At 71.9% G+C, this 17,410-nt stretch carries 15 protein-coding genes, 1 tRNA gene and 2 pseudogenes; 7 read left to right on the forward strand and 11 right to left on the reverse strand.

The genetic code is table 11. From position 1 onward, the window contains the following. Positions 1-97 precede the first annotated feature (97 nt). The 4 genes and pseudogenes from RV983_RS35790 (at position 98) to RV983_RS35805 (ending at position 4,179) form a co-directional block, all read left to right on the forward strand. Positions 98-2,656, forward strand: a complete 2,559-nt coding sequence (locus RV983_RS35790; RefSeq protein ID WP_475989875.1) for a sensor histidine kinase — start codon at positions 98-100, stop codon at positions 2,654-2,656. Next, the gene (locus tag RV983_RS35795) at positions 2,653-3,114 is read left to right on the forward strand and encodes a roadblock/LC7 domain-containing protein (protein WP_319662430.1); all 462 of its coding nucleotides are present in this window, start codon (positions 2,653-2,655) and stop codon (positions 3,112-3,114) included. Before RV983_RS35790 ends, RV983_RS35795 begins: the two co-directional genes overlap by 4 nt. Before the next feature lie 37 nt (positions 3,115-3,151). Beyond that, positions 3,152-3,587: pseudogene (locus RV983_RS35800) on the forward strand (DUF742 domain-containing protein); the annotation flags it as partial. After that, positions 3,577-4,179: a GTP-binding protein gene (locus RV983_RS35805; protein ID WP_475989876.1), complete on the forward strand. Its 603-nt coding sequence runs from the start codon at positions 3,577-3,579 to the stop codon at positions 4,177-4,179. The pseudogene RV983_RS35800 and the gene RV983_RS35805, both read left to right, overlap by 11 nt. Before the next feature lie 72 nt (positions 4,180-4,251). Here RV983_RS35805 and RV983_RS35810 read toward each other — a convergent pair whose 3' ends face one another. The 3 genes from RV983_RS35810 to RV983_RS35820 are packed head-to-tail and all read right to left on the reverse strand — an operon-like array spanning position 4,252 to position 6,706. Continuing rightward, on the reverse strand, positions 4,252-4,920 hold the full coding sequence (locus RV983_RS35810) for an ABC transporter permease (RefSeq protein WP_475989877.1): 669 nt from the start codon (positions 4,918-4,920) through the stop codon (positions 4,252-4,254). Further along, positions 4,917-5,570, reverse strand: a complete 654-nt coding sequence (locus RV983_RS35815; RefSeq protein ID WP_475989878.1) for an ABC transporter permease — start codon at positions 5,568-5,570, stop codon at positions 4,917-4,919. The genes RV983_RS35810 and RV983_RS35815 overlap by 4 nt, the downstream gene beginning before the upstream one ends. Next, positions 5,567-6,706: an ABC transporter ATP-binding protein gene (locus tag RV983_RS35820; RefSeq protein ID WP_475989879.1), complete on the reverse strand. Its 1,140-nt coding sequence runs from the start codon at positions 6,704-6,706 to the stop codon at positions 5,567-5,569. The genes RV983_RS35815 and RV983_RS35820 overlap by 4 nt, the downstream gene beginning before the upstream one ends. 150 nt (positions 6,707-6,856) lie before the next feature. Here RV983_RS35820 and RV983_RS35825 point away from each other — a divergent pair. Continuing rightward, positions 6,857-7,433: pseudogene (locus RV983_RS35825) on the forward strand (LLM class flavin-dependent oxidoreductase); the annotation flags it as partial. A gap of 29 nt (positions 7,434-7,462) precedes the next feature. Here RV983_RS35825 and RV983_RS35830 read toward each other — a convergent pair. Continuing rightward, the gene (locus RV983_RS35830; RefSeq protein ID WP_475989880.1) at positions 7,463-7,945 is read right to left on the reverse strand and encodes a MarR family winged helix-turn-helix transcriptional regulator; all 483 of its coding nucleotides are present in this window, start codon (positions 7,943-7,945) and stop codon (positions 7,463-7,465) included. A gap of 61 nt (positions 7,946-8,006) precedes the next feature. On the opposite strand from RV983_RS35830, the gene RV983_RS35835 reads away from it, so the two are divergent. Beyond that, positions 8,007-8,894 carry an alpha/beta fold hydrolase gene (locus RV983_RS35835; RefSeq protein ID WP_475989881.1) on the forward strand — a complete coding sequence of 296 codons (888 nt, stop codon included), beginning with the start codon at positions 8,007-8,009 and terminating at the stop codon, positions 8,892-8,894. 324 nt (positions 8,895-9,218) lie between these two features. On the opposite strand, the gene RV983_RS35840 is transcribed toward RV983_RS35835, so the two are convergent. From RV983_RS35840 to RV983_RS35870, 7 genes are all read right to left on the reverse strand, one after another. Then, on the reverse strand, positions 9,219-9,653 hold the full coding sequence (locus tag RV983_RS35840; RefSeq protein WP_475989882.1) for a YdeI/OmpD-associated family protein: 435 nt from the start codon (positions 9,651-9,653) through the stop codon (positions 9,219-9,221). A 128-nt stretch (positions 9,654-9,781) separates the two neighbouring features. Continuing rightward, the gene (locus RV983_RS35845) at positions 9,782-10,195 is read right to left on the reverse strand and encodes a VOC family protein (RefSeq protein WP_475989883.1); all 414 of its coding nucleotides are present in this window, start codon (positions 10,193-10,195) and stop codon (positions 9,782-9,784) included. A 131-nt stretch (positions 10,196-10,326) separates the two neighbouring features. After that, positions 10,327-10,992 carry a glyoxalase gene (locus RV983_RS35850; protein ID WP_475989884.1) on the reverse strand — a complete coding sequence of 222 codons (666 nt, stop codon included), beginning with the start codon at positions 10,990-10,992 and terminating at the stop codon, positions 10,327-10,329. Continuing rightward, entirely contained in the window at positions 10,992-11,513 is a 522-nt protein-coding gene (locus RV983_RS35855) for a helix-turn-helix transcriptional regulator (RefSeq protein WP_475989885.1), read from the reverse strand. The genes RV983_RS35850 and RV983_RS35855 overlap by 1 nt, the downstream gene beginning before the upstream one ends. 310 nt (positions 11,514-11,823) lie before the next feature. Then, the gene (locus RV983_RS35860; RefSeq protein WP_475989886.1) at positions 11,824-12,234 is read right to left on the reverse strand and encodes a VOC family protein; all 411 of its coding nucleotides are present in this window, start codon (positions 12,232-12,234) and stop codon (positions 11,824-11,826) included. Between the two features lie 351 nt (positions 12,235-12,585). After that, positions 12,586-14,874, reverse strand: coding sequence for a hypothetical protein (locus RV983_RS35865; protein WP_475989887.1), 2,289 nt, complete (start codon positions 14,872-14,874; stop codon positions 12,586-12,588). Between the two features lie 3 nt (positions 14,875-14,877). Beyond that, positions 14,878-14,949: transfer RNA gene (locus RV983_RS35870), tRNA-Pro, on the reverse strand. 242 nt (positions 14,950-15,191) lie between these two features. On the opposite strand from RV983_RS35870, the gene RV983_RS35875 reads away from it, so the two are divergent. Next, positions 15,192-17,402, forward strand: coding sequence for a HelD family protein (locus RV983_RS35875; protein WP_475989888.1), 2,211 nt, complete (start codon positions 15,192-15,194; stop codon positions 17,400-17,402). Positions 17,403-17,410: the final 8 nt, after the last annotated feature.

Below are 17,410 nucleotides of genomic sequence, written 5' to 3' on the forward strand. Positions count from 1 at the left end.
CGATAGATTCACCGCTGTTGCATCGGCCACAGCTGTGTGCGGGGGCCGCTTGGATGCCTTCGCGCATCATCGACCACACCCCCATGAAGGAGGCCAGGTGCCCACGGTGCAGGTGGACGAGCCCACCCGCCGGGCTGCCCCGCCGCCGGGCGACGGGCCCCTGGGGTTCGCCGACCGCTGGCCGTTCCGGCGCAAGCTCAACGTCCTGGTAGGTGTCCCGCTGGCCGTGGTGGCCCTGCTGCTCACCTATCTCATCGCCGACCAGGCGGGGCGGGCGCGGGAGGCGGCGTCCGCGGCCCAACTGGTCCGCGACAGCACCCAGGTGGCGACCCTGGCCGACCGCGTGGAGGCCGAGCACCAGCAGGCCATCCTGCTCTCGGTGCGCTTCGAGGCGGCCGGCCGCGGCGCACGGCCCTCGACCGACGCGTACCGCAGGGCGCAGCGGTCGGTGGACGCCCAGGTGGCGAAGGTGCGTCAGGCTTTCGGGGACGGGCTACCGGAGTCCGAGGCGCAGTCCCTGAGGGAGATCGAGGGCCTGACCAGCCTCCGTGAGACGGTGGAGCAGAGCTATCTGCCCGCCGACAACATCGACCCCGCCTACACGGGCGTCGTCAAGGGGCTGATCGACGGTCTCGGCCTGGACCGGAACGCGGCCCTCGCGGCCACCTTCACCGGCAATCTGCTGGACTCCCTGCTGCGGGCGGACGTCGCGCACAGCTCCTTCGAGACAAGCGTGTTCTCGGCGACGACCGGTGACGCCAACGCCCTCATCGAGTTCAACGCGGCGGTCGGCTCCTACCAGCTGTACACCTACCAGGCGGACCGCTTCGCCCGGTTCGCCACCGAGCAGCAGGCCGACGAGCTCTCCGGCATCGAGCGCACCGAGCCCCAGCGCCGGATCGCGCAGGCGTACGCCGAGCTCCAGATCGACCCCAGTTCCCTGCAGGCGGACACCCCGGCGGAGATCCACCGGGCGTTCAGCGGCGCGCTGGCCGACTACCCGGCCTATCCCGCGCAGGCGGCCGGCCGGCTGAGGATCACCTCCTCGCTCATCGACCAGATCGCCGACACCGCCGACGACGCTTCCGGCGACGCGTGGTGGCGGGCCGCCCTGCTGCTGGCCGTTGCGCTGTTCGGCTTCCTGGTGTGGCTGGCCCTGTCGGTCGTGGTCCGCCGGTCGGTGGTCCGCCCGGTGCACGCGCTCACCGTGGCCGCGCAGGAGATGTCGGCCGCCACCAGTCGCGAGCTGGCCCGGGTGGCCGACGACGACACCGAGGATGCCGGCCCGCCGCGCGTGCGCGATGTGCCCGTCACGGCGCGGGACGAGATCGGCGATCTCGCCCAGGCGTTCAACCAGGTGCAGACGACCGCCGCCGCGCTGCTGGAGCGCCAGGTGCTCAGCCGCCGCAACGTCGCCGAGATGTTCGGCAACGTGGGACGCCGGGTCAGTAACCTGACAACACGTCAGCTCGCGTTGATCGACGCGGTCGAACGGGGCGAGACCGACCCGGCATTGCTGGAGCGGCTCTACTCCATCGACCACATCGCCGTGCGCCTGCGACGCAACGCCGACAGCCTGATGCTGCTGGCGGACATCCGGGAGACCGTCCTGGACTCGGGTCCCACCGCGCTCACCAACGTGGTGCGGGCGGCACTGGGCCAGATCGAGGGCTACCAGCGGGTGCGGCTCTACGCCGAGACCGAGGCCATGGTCGAGCCGGACATCATCGGCGACCTCACGCTGATGGTGGCGGAACTCGTGGAGAACGCCGTCTCGTTCTCCCCGGCGGGCAGCCCCGTCGAGGTGACCGTGCGCTCCGGCGACGGGGACGCCCTGATCGCCGTGGCCGACCACGGCCTCGGCATGAGCGCCGAGCGCCTTGCGGAGGAGAACGCCCGGCTGATCCGTCGCGAGCGCCTGGACCTCGTCCCGACGAAGGTGCTCGGCCTGTTCGTGGTCGGCACGCTGGCGCGCCGCTGGGAGGTGGGGGTGACGCTGTCCCGCACTCCTGGCGGTGGTGTGACCGCCGAGGTCGCGATCCCCTCGACCCTGCTCCTGAGCATGAGCGCGGTGGACTCCGGCGGCCCGGCGACACGTCTTGCGGCGAGCGCCCCCCTGCCCTCGACGGCCGCGCCGGGCGCCGGGACCGCCGTTGCCGACGCGGCCGCGGACACCGTCCGGTCCACGGGTCCCCACGCCGCTGTGCCGGTGAGGACGAGCGAGAGCACCGTGCCGCCCGCCACCGCGGAAGGGGCGCCGCTCCCACGCCGTGTGCCGCGCAGGGAGACGAACGGAGCCGCCGAACGGCGGCCGCTGGTGCCCGGGCCCCGTAAGGAGGCACCGGCCGACGACCCCGCGGGCCAGCCCTCCTTGCGCCGCCGGGTCCGCGGGGCCACCTTGAGGACGACTACCGGAGCGGTTCCGGAGCCGGCCGGCCTCCAGGCCGCTCAGCCCATGCAACCGGGTGACGCCGAGGCCGTTCGGTCCGCGCTGGAGGAGTTCGAGGCCGCCGTCGAGCGTGCCCACCGCGACAGCGACACCGGCACCCACTTGGTAGTCGACGACAGCACCGCCGCCACGGGTGCGGACCCCGGAACCGAGGCCGCCCCCCTTACGCATCGCCCGAACCACCTCCCAGAAGGAGCCGAGCAGTGAGCACGCCGACAGGTGACACTCCGACGACCGACCTGCAGGCCGCCGCAGCCGACTTCAACTGGCTGCTGAACCGTTTCGCCACCGAGACCGCGGGCGTTGTCGACGCCATCGCCGTCTCTTCCGACGGGCTGCTCATCGCCGTGTCGGAGCTGCGTGAACGCGCCCACTCCGAGCGGCTGGCCGCCATCGTCTCCGGCATCACGAGCCTGGCCGCGGGCGCCTCCGGCAACTACGGCCTCGGCGGTCTCAACAAGGTGATCATCGACCTGGAGGGCGGCCACGTCATCGTCTCCGCGATCGGCAGCGGCGCCGTGCTCGGCGTCGTCACCGACAAGGAGGCCAAGCTCGGCAACATCGCCTACGAGATGACGCTGTTCGCCAACCGGGCCGGCACCGCGCTCAGTCCGCAGTTGGTGCTGGAGCTGAAGAACACCGTCGGCGCCGCCTCGGCACGCTGACCGGCGACGGCCCGGTGCGGAGAGGAAGACACGACTTATGGCGGACGGTCGCACACCGGCCGGCGAGGACGGCGTGACGCCCCCGGGCCCCGAGCCGGTCGGCCCTGCCTCGGCCGTACGCCCGTTCCTCCTCACGGCCGGCCGGGTGGCGCCCGCGACCGGCCGGCCGATTCCGGTGGAGACCCAGGTGGTGGCCACCGCCGCCGGGCTCAAGACGCTCGACAAGCTCGCCTTCGAGCAGTACGACATCGTTGCCGCCTGCCGGCAGCCGCAGTCCATCGCCGAGATCGCGGCCCGGCTGCGGCTGCACCTGAACGTGGTGCGGGTCCTCGCCGAGGACTTGCGCGCCGCGGGACAGCTCACGGTCCATGTGCCCGACTTCGGTGCCACCCATGACGCATCCGTCCTGCGAAGGGTTATCGACGGCCTGCGGGCCGTCTCCGACTCCCGGGGGAGTACTCCGTGACACCGACTCAACCGCTGCTCCGCGGCGGCACGGCCGCACAAGCCGTCGTACGACCGCCGCTGCCGGTCAAGATGGTGATAGCGGGCGGCTTCGGCGTCGGCAAGACCACGGCCGTCGGTTCCATCTCCGAGATAGAGCCGCTGACCACCGAGGCCGCCATCACCGAGGTGGCGGCCGGCGTGGACGACCTCAGCCAGACGCCGCGCAAGACCACGACCACGGTGGCCATGGACTTCGGCTGCCTGACCATCGACCCCACCTTGAAGCTCTATCTGTTCGGGACACCCGGGCAGGAGCGGTTCGGCTTCATGTGGGACGACATCGTGGAGGGCGCGGTCGGCGGTCTCGTCATCGTCGACAGCCGCCGCCTGGACGACTGCTACGCGGCCGTCGACTACTTCGAGCACCGGCAGATCCCGTTCGCCGTCGCGCTCAACGCCTTCGACGGAACCGTCGAGCACTCGCTGGACGAGGTCCGCTGGGCGCTGGACGTCGCCGAGCACGTGCCGGTGGTGGTGTTCGACGCCCGCGAGCGCGGCTCGGTGCGGGACGCGCTGCTGGTGGTACTGGAACTGGCGCTGGAGCGCACCGGCGGCTGAGCACTGACGCGCGGGGCCCGGGGCGATGGAGAACCGCCCCGGGCCCGGCCGTGTTTCGTGCCGCCGCGGGTGTCAGGCGGGGCGGCGCACTCCCGCGGACACCGTGAGCCGTGCGATCGCCCAGAAGATCGCGAGCGTCGCCAGCGCCATCACGGCCACCAGGGTGGCGCCGCCCACGACCTTCTCGTAGTTGCGCTGGTAGAGGCCGTCGATGATGTAGCGGCCGAGGCCGCCGAGGCCCACGTAAGCGGCGATGGTGGCCGTGGAGACGATCTGGATGGCGGCCGAGCGCAGGCCGCTGAGGATCAGCGGGAGCGCGGCCGGGAGTTCCACCAGGAAGAGGATGCGTGACTCGGGCATGCCCATGCCCCGCGCCGCGTCGACGGACGAGGCATCGACCGTGCGTACCGCCTCGTAGGTGGTGACCAGGATCGGCGGGACGGCGAGCACGACCAGCGGGATCATCACCGGCCCCAGGCCGAAGCCCAGCCAGGTGACGACCAGGACGAGCAGGCCGAAGGTGGGCAGTGCGCGGCCGGCCGTGGCGGTCATCGCCAGGGTGTTGCCGCCGCGTCCGTAGTGACCGGTGACCAGGCCGATCGGCAGTCCGATGACGGCGGCCAGCGCGAGCGCCTCCAGGGAGTACTGGATGTGCTCGACGACGCGGGTGGGGATGCCGTCGTAGCCGTGCCAGTGCGCGCTGTCGCTGAAGAAGACGTTGATGAAGTGCAGTACGTTCACCGGGCCGCGCTCTCCTTCGGCATCCAGGGGGTCAGCAGCAGGCGCAGGGCGACGAGCACCGCGTCGACGACCACCGCCAGCACGGCCGTCGTCACCACGGAGTTCACCGCGAGCACCGGCCGGTGGTAGATCTGCGCGTCGTTGAGCAGGTTGCCCAGCGCGCCCTGGTTGCCGATCAGCATGCCGACGCTGACGAGGCTGATGCTGGAAACGGTCGCCACCCGCAGGCCGGCGATGATCGCCGGAACCGCGATGGGCAGCTGCACCTGGACGTAGCGGCGTACGGGGCCGAAGCCCATGGCCGTGGCCGCCGCCAGGGTCTCCTGCGGCACCGAGCGGACGCCGTCGACGATCGCCGGGACCAGAACGACCAGGCTGTAGACGGCGAGCGGGATCATCACGGTGAGTTCGGTCTGGCCGGTGTAGTCGATGAGGACGACGAAGAAGGCCAGCGACGGGATGGCGTACAGCACGGTCGTCACGCCCAGCGTGGGGGCGTAGACCCAGCGGTACCGCACGCACAGCTGCGCGATGGGCAGGCTGATCACCAGCGCGGCCAGCACCGGCAGCAGGGCCTCGCGCAGATGCAGTCCGATCAGGCCGAACCAGCTGTGCTGGAGGTCGCTCGGGATGTCGAAGAAGCCGCTCATCCGGCGACCTCGGCGTCGGCGCGGGCCGTACGGTCCCCGGCGTGGGCGCCGCGGATGGCCTCGCTGATGGCCTGCTGCGAGACGACGCCGACGACCCGGCCGGTGCCGTCCACGCCGACGGACCAGCCGGTCGGCGACAGCACGGCGCCGTCGAGCGCGGCCCGCAGCGACTCCTTGCCGTGCTCGAACGGCCGCCCGTAGGGCAGGAGGCGGCCGGGATCGATCGTCCCCGCGGTCAGCAGCCCGGGCTCGCTCCAGCCCAGCGGCCTGCCGTCCAGGTCGGTGACGAGGAGGTAGGGCACGTCCGCGGTGGTGCGGGCGGCGATCTGCCGCGCGTCCGCGTCCAGGGCGACGACGGGCCCGGTCCTCAGCTTCAGCCCCGAGGAGGAGAAGAAGGACAGCCGCCGGATCCCGCGGTCGGTGCCGAGGAAGTCCTCGACGAACTCGTCCACGGGTGCGGACAGCAGCTCGGCTGGCGGCGCGAACTGGGCGAGCCTGCCGCCGGTGCGCAGGACCGCGACCGTCGTGCCGAGCTTGATGGCCTCGTCGATGTCGTGGGTGACGAAGACGATGGTCTTGCCCAGCTCTTCCTGGATCCGCAGCAGCTCGTCCTGAAGGCCCTTGCGGACCACGGGGTCGACGGCGGAGAAGGGCTCGTCCATCAGCAGCACCGGCGGGTCCGCGGCGAGCGCCCGCGCCACGCCGACGCGCTGCTGCTGACCGCCCGACAGCTGATACGGGTAGCGCTTGGCGAGCGCGCTGTCGAGCCCGACCCGCTCCATCAGCTCCGCCGCCCGCGCCCGCGCGCGCCGCTTGTCCCAGCCGAGCAGCCGGGGGACGGTGGCGATGTTGTCCAGGATGGTGCGGTGCTGGAAGAGACCGGCGTTCTGGATGACGTAACCCATCGACCGGCGCAGGGTGTTGACCGGTTGCTTCTGGATGTCGACGCCGTCGAGGAGAATCGTTCCCTCGCTGGGCTCGACCATCCGGTTGATCATCCGGAGCGTGGTCGTCTTGCCGCAGCCCGACGGTCCCACGAGGACGGTGATCGCGCGGTCCGGTATCTCGAGTGAGAGCCGGTCGACTGCCACCGTGCCGTCCGGGTACCGCTTGGTAACTGACTCTATCCGTATCAAAACGCCGAATACCCTTCGGGTTTGGCAGAAGCTGCCCGCTCTCGGCCACGGTCGCGCGGGCCGTTGCGGGGAGAGTGTAGACGCCTATTGTTGCGGCGCCTTGTCGCGGATACCCTTGCGGGCCGTCCGCATGCCCGCGGCGGGAACCGCGGTGCTTCCTCGCCGATCGGCGGCGAGGTCGCCGCCCACTACGTGGACGTCTACCTCACGTGGGGAGAGCCGCCCGCGCAGGTCGCCCAGAAGATCGCGTGGATCCGGGGACGCGCTGCGGAACAGGGGCGCACCCTGAGCTTCGGCATCCGGCTGCACGTCATCACGCGTGACACCTCAGAGCAGGCCTGGGCCGCCATCCAGGCGGGGCCGGCCCGCGGCGAGTCCGGGGGCCGGCGGCGCATGTTCGCCCTGCACCACGGTGGAAGCCGCGAGTGCCTGGAGATCCGTCCCGACCTGTGGGCGGGCATCGGCCTGGTGCGCGGCGGCGCGGGCACCGCGCCGGTCGGCAGCCACGACGAGGACGCCGAACGGACCAAGGAGTACCAGGCCCTCGGCGTCGAGGAGTTCGTGCGGAGTTGTGCTCTCCGGCTATCCGCACCTGGAGGAGGCGTACTGGTTCGGAGAGGGCGTTCCGCCGAGGCTTCAGGCACAGGGTCTGTGGCAGCACCCCGTCGTAACGCGGACGGCCCATGCGGCGCACGTTCCCTTCGCGGGCGCCGGCAACCCCCGATGACCCGTGTGATCGCCGGCGATGCCGGGGCTTCACGATGCGGGCGCCGGTCCGTGGTCGTCCCGCGTGGCGGTAAGCGCGTCCAGAAGTTGCTGCAGGGTGCGGCAGGCCGCCGTGAACTGCTCGGGTCCGACCGCGTCGGACCAGTGTTGCTCGATCTCGGCGACCCGCCCGCCGGCGTCGTTGAGAGCCTGGCGTCCGCGCCCTGTGGGGAAGATCAGTTTCGCCCGCCGGTCGCTGGGGTCGGGACGGCGCTCGAGGTAGCCGAGTTCCTGAAGCTCGTTCACCAGTTCCGAGGCCGCCGCCAGGCTCAGATGCGCCCGCGCGGCGAGCTCGGTCAGGCGGATCCCGTCGATACCGACGTTGCCGAAGACCTGCAGGTGAGGTTCGCGGAGATCGGCATAGCCCCGTGCCGCGGCGGGCGCGAACATCTCGGTCCTGAACTCCCGGAGCAGGCGGACCAGGAGCTGGCCGACGGCGAGGCGGTCGGCCGGGAGATCACTTGACGAGGGCATAGCCCGGAAGGATACTTCGGGTACCGAAGCTTCGGCTACCGAAACGTTTTTGGAGGGCACCATGGACCGGCCTTCGCCCGGGGCAGGCGCGTCCGTTCCCACCCGGCTCGGGCCACTCAGCGTCGAGACGATCGGATCCGGCCCGCCGGCGCTGCTGTGGCACAGCCTCTTCGTCGACTCGACCACCTGGGTACACGTCCGGGAGCCGCTGGCCGCCACCCGCCGGCTGGTGATCGTCGACGGCCCGGCCCACGGCAGAAGTGCCGCTCCGGAGAACCCGTTCACGCTCGACGACTGCGCCGGAGCCGCGCTCGACGTACTCGAACACCTCGGCATCGACGAGCCGGTGGACTGGGTCGGCAACGCATGGGGCGGACACGTCGGCATCACCTTCGCCGCCACAAGCCCTGGCCGCGTTCGCAGCCTGGCCACCATCGGCACGCCCGTCCACGCGCTGACCGCCCCTGAGCGACGGCAGATCAACCTGCTCGTCCCGGTCTACCGTGCCGTCGGCCCGATCGGCCCCGTGCTCGGCCCCCTCACCACAGCGCTGCTGGGCGAGGGCGCCGATCCCGAGGCGATCGCCCTCGTCGCCGAGGCCTTCTCCGGGCCCGAGAGGCGGGGGATGGCCCGTGCCATCCGGTCGGCGAGCCTCGACCGGCAGGATCTGACCTCGACCCTGACCTCCGTCCCCGCACCGGCGCTGTTCGCCGCCGGCGCGGACGACGCGACCTGGACGCCCGACGACGCGGCGGCCGCCGCCGACCGACTGCCCTGCGGCGGCTGGGCGGCTGTGCCCGGCGCGGGGCACGTCGCACCGCTGCTCGAAGCCGCACCGGCCGTCGTTGATCTGCTCAAGGCCTTCTGGCACGACCCGGGCGCGGTGCGCGCCCTCCACCGGGAGACCGGCGCCCGATCCGGCCCGCACCAGTCCCGGTCCACGGCCTGAGCCGGCCGTGCGGGCCACGATGAGCGTCCGGTTCGCGGGGGCCGGAGCGCACGCTGATGGGGATGGTGGCCCGCACCGCGTACGGGGTGGAGCGGTGGCGACGCTTCGGTCCGCCCTCGGACAACGGCCCGAAGCTGAAGGACCCGTTCGGCCGGACGTGCTCGTGCTGACCACGTTCGTCCAGGGTAAGAACACGGCCCGTACGAGGCGGCGGACGGAGCACATCCCCGGGGTGTCCGGGCATGAGGTGTCGTGCGTGGCCGACCGGCGCTTCTCCATCGCGCCGCTGATGAGGCGTGCCGCCGGAGTCCTTGCTTTCGGGGGTCAGCCCCGCAGGGTGGCGATGGCCTTCTCGATACGCCGTCGGCGCGTCTCGGGCCTCTTCGCGCTCTCGATGGCGCGCACATGCTCGTGCTTGCGGCCATGGGCAAGGTTGTCGTACGCGGCGCGCGCGACGGGGTCGTCGTCCAGGGCTCGGGCGAAGTCCGGGGGCTCGATGACGACGCGCGGCTCGGTGTCGAGCTCGACCTCGACCTCGACCTCCTCGCCGATCGCGACACCCGCGGCCTGCCGGTTGGCGTTGCTGAGGCCGAGCAGGTGGCGGCCTCGCATGATGGCGACCCGGCTCTTCCAGGAATGCCCGTTGACCGTGATCGTCACCGGCGGCCGCGCGCCCCCGCCGAGCGCTGCTACCGCCTCGGGCGGAACTTCCAGGCCCCGCATGGGCTCGGGTGGCTCGACGAGGGTGCGAAACTTCATGATCGTTCTCCTGTTGTTGTTCTGCCGGCTCGCCGCGGATCCGGCCCGCCCGGCTCCGACAGCCGCTGCCACTTCCCGCACCGGGACCATCGCCGTGTCCTGGACGGCTGTGGGGCAAGCGATCGCGGCTACTCGGCGTAGGGCTGGTCGGCTCCCGGGGCGCTGTAGCCGAGACTCCAGATATAGCCGTCCGGGTCGGCGAAGGTGCCGCCGTACCCGCCCCACGGGAGAGCACCGGCGGGCTTGAGGATCGTGGCACCGGCCTTCTGGGCCTCTGCCATGATCTCCTCGACCCGTGCCTCACTGCGGACGACGTAGGTCAGAACCAGCCCGCTGAAGCCGCTGCCTTCCGAGGCCGTGCCCACCTGGTCGGCCAGACCCTCGCGACCGTAGAAACCGACCGGCGAGGCGCCGTCCGAGTCGAAGAACACCGAGATGCCGTAGTCGTTCTTGATCTTCCAACCGAGCCCCTCGGTGTAGAACTGCTTGGCCCGGTCCATGTCCTGGACACCGAGGAGGATCGAGCTGACGTGGGCTTTCATGTCTTACTCCTTGCACTGTGGAGGTATGCGGTGCCGGACATCCGGGCCAGGGCCGGATGTCACATCGGCGCATGTTCGCCGGTCGATCGGCATGACAGGAGCGTCAAGCGGGGCGGAAATGGGGCCGCGAGTCAGGACGGCGTGGGGGCGAGCGACGCGGCGGCCTCCCAGGCGAACCCGTCCGCGTCGGTGAAGGCGTCGGCGGTGCTGCCGAGGACGATGCGGTGCGAGCCGGTGCCGTCGACGGGGACGCCGAGGTCCTTGGCGAGGGCACGGCGCTTGTACAGCGCCAGCTTGATGGGGCTGGACTGACCGGGGGCGAACTCGGCGTACTTGCCGCCGACGCTCTTGGCCACGGTCATGCCCCGGCCGGCGTAGAACTGCTTGGTGGCCTTCACGTCCTCGACGCCGATCAGCAGGACGACCTCGTCGATCTCGCGGGTGGCGGGGCCGGTGTCCTTCTTCGCCGAGGTCGCGATCTTCCAGATCGTCCCGTCCGGGGCCTGGACGACGCCGCTGTAGCCCCACAGCGATTTCGCGGCGGGCTTGAGGACCGTGGCGCCGGCGTCCACGGCGGCGCCTACGAAGCCGTCGACGGTGGCCGGCCCGGACACCGTGAGCGCCAGGGTGAAGCCGCGGAATCCGGTGGAGTGCGCCTCGGACGCCCGCAGGCGTACGTGCGTGTCCACGCCGAAGGCGCTGTAGAAGCGGCGGGCGGCCTCGGGGTCGGCCACCTCAAGGGTGACGGACGCGAGGGACGTGCTGGCCGAGGTGGAAGCGGTGGTTGCCATGACCATCACGCTAGGGGCTGCGCGGCGGCGGTGGCTTCTCGATTCCTGACCGGTCTTGAGACTTGCTTCGCCACGCACGCCGGCATCCCCTCCACCGCGATCGCCGACCCCTCATCGCGGGCCGTACCCGCAGCATCGGCATGGTCGGCCGCCGCATCCGCCGCCTGGCGCCGGAAGGCCCCGGGCGGCATGCCGACCAGCTCGGTGAAGCGGGTGGTGAACGTTCCCAGCGACGCGCAGCCGACCGCGAAGCAGACCTCGGTGACGCTGAGGTCGCCCCGCCGCAGCAGCGCCGTCGCCCGCTCGATGCGACGCGTCATCAGGTACGCGTACGGCGACTCACCGTAGGCGGCCCGGAACTGCCGACTCAGGTGTCCGGCGGACATGTTCGCATCACGGGCGAGCGCCTCCACGTTCAGCGGCTGCGCGTATTCCCTGTCGATCCGGTCGCGGACGCGGCGCAGCCGCGCGAGATCAGCCAGACGCTGCGCCTGCACGCGTGCACGCCGCCATTCGGGGTCACACACGAGAACCCTCCCCTTCGTCTTTCATCTTCCTTTTCCCTTGACGTGTTCGAGCGCCCGGGGGTGCCCGCCTCGGCAGGCACCCCGGACGCTCGGTGGTGTCGACCGGCCCGCCGGACTCGACCGGCCGCCGGTCGGGCAACTGCCGGACAGCAGTGGGACGGAGCCCGGGCTCATGGCCGACTCAACGAGGACCCGGACGCGGCCCCGGCGGGCGCCCGGCAGGGCAGGCACTTGCGCACCGGTGCGCCGCCGTGTTGCTCATGAGTGGCCGCGACTCCGGCCCGCACGGACGCATCGATACCGGCACGGCTCAGCGCAGTTCCTGGATGCGGACCAGGTTGCCCGCGGGGTCGCGGAACGCGCAGTCGCGGACGCCGTACGGCTGCTCGGTCGGCTCCTGGACGACCTCGGTATCACCTGCCTGCACCTTCTCGAACGTGGCGTTGAGGTCCGGGGTGGCCAGCAGGATCCAGCCGTAGGTGCCCTTGGCCATCATCTCGGTGATCGTGCGGCGCTCGTCCCCGGTGATGCCGGGATCGGCGGCAGGCGGCGTCAGAAGGATCGAGGTGCCCGGCTGACCGGCCGGGCCGACCGTGATCCAGCGCATCCTGCCCTGCCCGACATCGCTGCGGACCTCGAAGCCGAGGACGTCGCGGTAGAAGGCGAGCGACGCGTCCGGGTCGTCGTGTGGAAGAGAAGTCGTGTGAATGGTGATGTCCATGGCGAGCAGGCTAGAGGCGGCTCCATGATCCGCGCTTCTCTATTCCTGATCGATCCGGACACGTGCGGACGTTCCCGGGCATGTCGTGCGGAGCGCACTCGCTTCCCGCGACGGTGAACCCGTCGCCCTCCAGGGGTCGCACGTCGGCAGCGCCGGCCCGGGTGGCGGCAACTCGCCTCCGGAGGACGGCAGTTACGTCCTCGTGGAGTGCCACCTCGACGTCCTGATCCGCGATGACCTCACCCGCGGCGCCGCGGTCATCCCCCTGCATCCGCCGACTGACGAGGTGCACCACGATCCCGCCGGCGCCGGAGTACGACGCGTGGTCGAGGCGGGTGCCGCGCTCCCGACTCATCGCATCCAGTGGTCGGCGGTGGTCCAGCCCAGGAGGCGCCGCCCGGTGCCGCTGCCCGCGGTGCCGCCGGCGGCGACCTGCCGCAGGCCGGTCAGGGCGGGGGCGAGGCGGGCGGCGACGTGGGCGGGGTGACGGGCCGCCTCTTCGTCCAGCTGGGCGATGACGCGGGACTGCGCGGCGGGGCGGCACAGCGACAGGTGGAACAGCATCTGCCGCCATGCGTACGCGGCGTCCTTGATGGCGGCAAGTGGCCGCGGATTGTTGTGGACCCGGGCGGTGGTCCGGCACACGGTGGTGAAGCAGCGGCGGGCCAGGTCGTCCCAGCCGGGTTCGGGCGTGATGCCGACGCGGGCGACCAGGGTGGCCAGATTGTGCGTGGTGAGGATCTGGGCCTGCTCGATGACCGTGCCGTTGCCCGCCACCGACCAGCCCTCCGTGCCGGCCCGGCCCGCCCGCTGGGCGCAGAGCTCGGCGAATGCGGCCGACCCGGTGGCCCGCCGGGTACCGGTACGGGTCAGGGCCTTGCCCGTCTCCGCGATCGCGAGGTTGCGGACGGCCGCGTAGTCGATGGCGTAGTACCGCTCGTACAGTGTGCCGCCGAGGAGTTCCGCGGCGACCCGCGCCGCCGCGAGGAACTTCGGGGTGAAGGTGCCCTCGAAGATGTCCGCGGCGAGCTCCTCGACGAACGGCGCGCCGGACTCGGCCTGCCGGGCCAGCACGCTCAGCTCGCGGACCAGGGGGTTGGGCAGGAGCGTGCCGGGAAACGCCTGTACGGCCAGTTCGCCCAGCTCACGCAGGACGATGTGGGCCGGCTCCCGGCCCTCCTCCGCGACGCGGTACCCGGCCACCGCCCCCACCCAGGGCAGTTCCTCGGCCCGCACCTGATGGGCGAGGTCGCGCAGGAGCAACGACCGGCGGTTCCGGAATGCCCGGTAGTTCGCGGCGGCGAGGGTGCGCAGCGCCGGGTCGGCGTAGGCCTGCGCGCCTGCCGCGGCGACGAGTTGCGGCACCAGTTCGGCCAGGACCTCGGCGGAGGGCACCACTTTGCGTGCCACGAGTGTGCCGACCGGCGCGCTCGACGCCGCCTCCACGACGCGCCGGATCGCCGGCGGAATCGCCGTGCCCGCGGGCAGGCCGGTTTCGTGTGCCTCGTGCTGCGTGACCTCCGCGATCAGCCGTGCCGTGTCGGCCGCGCCGGTGTCCTGGGGGAGCAGGGAGAGCCTGCGTGCCGCGAGTTGGGCCAGGGCGTGGTGGGACGGCAGGGCCGCCTGAACCGCCTGCCGGGTGCGCAGTCGCGTGTGGTGCTCGGAGCCGGGCCGGCCGCGCCGGCGCACCATGGACTCCACCGCGTGCCGCAGCAGGCCGAGTCGGCGCGGGTCCAGTGACCGTCCTGCGACGGTTTCCTCCAGTGCGCCGCGCAGGATCCCCAGATTCTCCGTGGGATCACGGTGCTTGGTGCAGCGGGTGTGGACCACGGCGAGATCCTGGTAGCGGCGCAGGAGCACCGCGCCGCGTTCCCGCCAGGTGTCGTCGGGGACGTGGTCCAGTACGCGGCCGGCGCCGGCGGTCTCCAGCCAGTGGGTGAGGAGTTCGTCGCCGAACGGCTGCCAGATCGTGAGCGCCTCGCGCTGGGTCTCGACGGCGGCGTGGGGCCGGCGCCGTGCCAGGTCCGCGCCGGCGTCGCCGACCGTGCGCCGGTGCACCGCGCGGGGGTCCGGCGGGAGCAGGGGCGACGGCCGCGGTGTGAAGCGCAGCTGTCCGGCGAACGGTTCGAGGACGCGGACCAGGTCGACCGCGGCGGTCACGTCGCCGGCCCGCACCAGCCAGGCCACCGTGAGCAAGGCGGCCTCCTCGGGCACGGCGACTTCGTAGCGGCCGCTGTCGAGGAGCGCGGACAACTGGTCCAGTCCCCGGTCGGTGAGCCAGTGCGCGAACAGCGCCGACCGGTCGGCGGGCACCCCGGCCGAGCGGGCGGCCTCACGTTCGTACGGCAGCAGCGGGCCCCCCGCGCTCGCGTCCGGTGTGGCGAACCCACCGCGCAGGACCTGGGGGGTCACCCAGGCGGGCAGTCCGGCGACGGGGGTGCGCGAGCCGATGGTCAGGCGCCCGTCGGCCATCCCGTCGAGCACCGCCCGCCAGCGCTGGACGCGGGTTCCGGCACGGCGCCGGGTCTCGGGGTCATGGTGGGTCAGCGCGGTCAGGAAAGCCTGGGCCAGTCTGCCCTGCGGGTAGTTCGCGGATGCGCCTGATCCGGCGGGAAGCTGCTGCTCAGCGTCATTGTCCATACGCCGACGTGGCAGGTTCCGCCCCTGCGCCCTCCGGGTCCCGAGCCCGGTGCTCTGCTGCTGAGCTACACGCCGATGCAGGCGAGGCTAGAGCCCGCCCGGGACCCGGGCCAAGCGATTTCCGCGCGCGGAGTCCATCGGGGGAGGGGCGTACGGCCCACGAGTACGGCACATCCCCGGCACGCAATTGCCGACCGGGGATTTCGTCACGTATATTGGGGAGTTCTGTGCATCAACAGAAAAAGCCCCTCAATGGGGGCTACATGGAACACTGTATCGGGCAGGGAGCCGCTTTGTCAACTCGCGGGGACGCTGAATTGCAGAGGGAACAGGAATTCATCGACCGGGTCTACGACCGTGTCGACACGCTGCGCGGCGTCGCGGCGCACGGTGTCGAGGACGCGTTGACGCCGGTGGGGAACGGTCTGCAGGCGCGCCTCGAACGCGATGTGCGGGTCGCGGAGCGTTCGGGTCTGCTGGCGGCCCTCAACGCCGTGGACGGTTCGCTGTGTTTCGGCCGCATCGATCTGCGCGACGGTGCCGTGCACCATATCGGCCGTATCGGAATGCGTGAGGACGACTCCGAACACACGCCTTTGCTGATCGACTGGCGGGCACCGGTCGCCCGGCCGTTCTATCTCGCCACCGGGCACACGCCGATGGATCTGCGCCGGCGCAGGCACATCACCACCGAGGGCCGCACGGTGACCGAGCTGCACGACGAGATCCTGGATCTCCGCGACGCCGAACGCAGCGGCTTCGAGGACCCCAGCGGTGACGCCGTGCTGCTGGCCGCGCTCGGTTCCGCCCGCACCGGCCGCATGGGCGACATCGTGCGGACCATCCAGGCCGAACAGGACCGCATCATCCGCGCACCGCACCGCGGTGTCCTCGTCGTCGAGGGCGGCCCCGGTACGGGCAAGACGGCGGTCGCGCTGCACCGTGCGGCCTACCTGCTGTACGAGCACCGTGAGCTCCTTGCCAAGCGCGCGGTGCTGGTCGTGGGCCCCAACGCGGCCTTCCTCGGCTACATCGGCGAAGTGCTGCCCGCGCTCGGCGAGACCGGGGTCATGCTGGCCACGCAGGCCGAGCTCTTCCCCGGTGTCCACGCCCGCGGCACCGACACCCCCCGTGCGGCCACGGTCAAGGGCGGGGCGGGGATGGCCGAGGTCCTCGCGCTGGCCGTACGCGACCGGCAGCAACTGCCCGAGCCCGGCGCGCCGGTGGTCGTCGCGCACGACGACGGGGAGCTCGTCCTGGACTGGGAGATCGCCTACCAGGCCAGAGAAGCGGCCCGCGAGACCCTGCTGCCCCACAACCTCGCCCGTCCGTACTTCGCGTTCCACGTGATCGACGCCCTGACCGCGCAGCTCGCCGAACGTATCGGCGCGGACCCTCACGGCGGTCCGAACTTCCTGGGCGCCGACGACATCGCGCAGCTCGGCAAGGGCGTCGCCGCGAGCCGTCAGGTGCGCGCCGCCATCGCGGAGCTGTGGCCGGTGTTCACGCCCGAGGAGTTCCTCGCCGGCTATCTCGCCGAGCCGGTGTACCTGCCGCAGGAGGACGCCGAGGCCATCCGGCGCGGTCCGGAAGAGGGGGAGTGGACGCCGGCCGATGTGCCCCTCCTGGACGAGGCGGCCGAACTGCTCGGGGCGGACGACAGTGCCGCCCGTGCCGCGGCCGAAGCCGAGCGCCAGGAGCGGGTCGCCTACGCGCAGGGCGTCCTGGAACTGTCCCGGGGCTCGGAGACGTACGAGTTCGAGGACGAGGAGTCCGAGCGTCTGGCCGCCCACGACATCATCGACGCCGAGCGGATGGCCGACCGGCAGGAGGAGGCCGATCACCGGAGCGCGGCCGAGCGGGCCGCCGCCGACCGGACCTGGGCGTTCGGGCACATCATCGTCGACGAGGCTCAGGAACTCTCGCCGATGGCCTGGCGGTTGCTGATGCGCCGCTCACCGACCCGCTCGCTGACCCTGGTCGGTGACCCGGCGCAGACCTCGGAGGAGGCAGGTGTCGGCTCGTGGGAGAAGATCCTGGAGCCGTACGTCGGCGACCGCTTCGAGCACGTCAGGCTGGGGGTCAACTACCGTACGCCCGCGGAGATCATGGAGCTCGCCGCCAGGGTCGTGCAGGCGAAGGACCCCTCGTTCGAGCCGCCCGGGTCGGTGCGCTCCACCGGTGAGAAGCCGTGGACGCGGGATGCCGGTGCGGACCTGGCGGGCGCCGTGGCACAGGCCGTCGCGGAACTGACACCCGAGCAGGGGCGCCTCGCGGTGATCGCACCGCGGGCGTTGCACGAGGAGATCGCGGCCCCGCTCGACGGCGTGACGGCCGGCGCCGAACCCGACCTGACCCGTCCGGTGGTGCTGCTGGGCCCGCGCGAGGCCAAGGGTCTGGAGTTCGACCATGTCCTGGTCGTGGAGCCGGGGCGGTTCGGAACCAGTGACCTCTACGTGGCACTGACCCGCGCGACGCAGCGCCTGGGCATCGTCCACCGGGAGGAACTGCCCGAGTCGCTCCGCTGATTGCCGCG

It is taken from the genome of Streptomyces sp. RLA123, assembly GCF_056270165.1.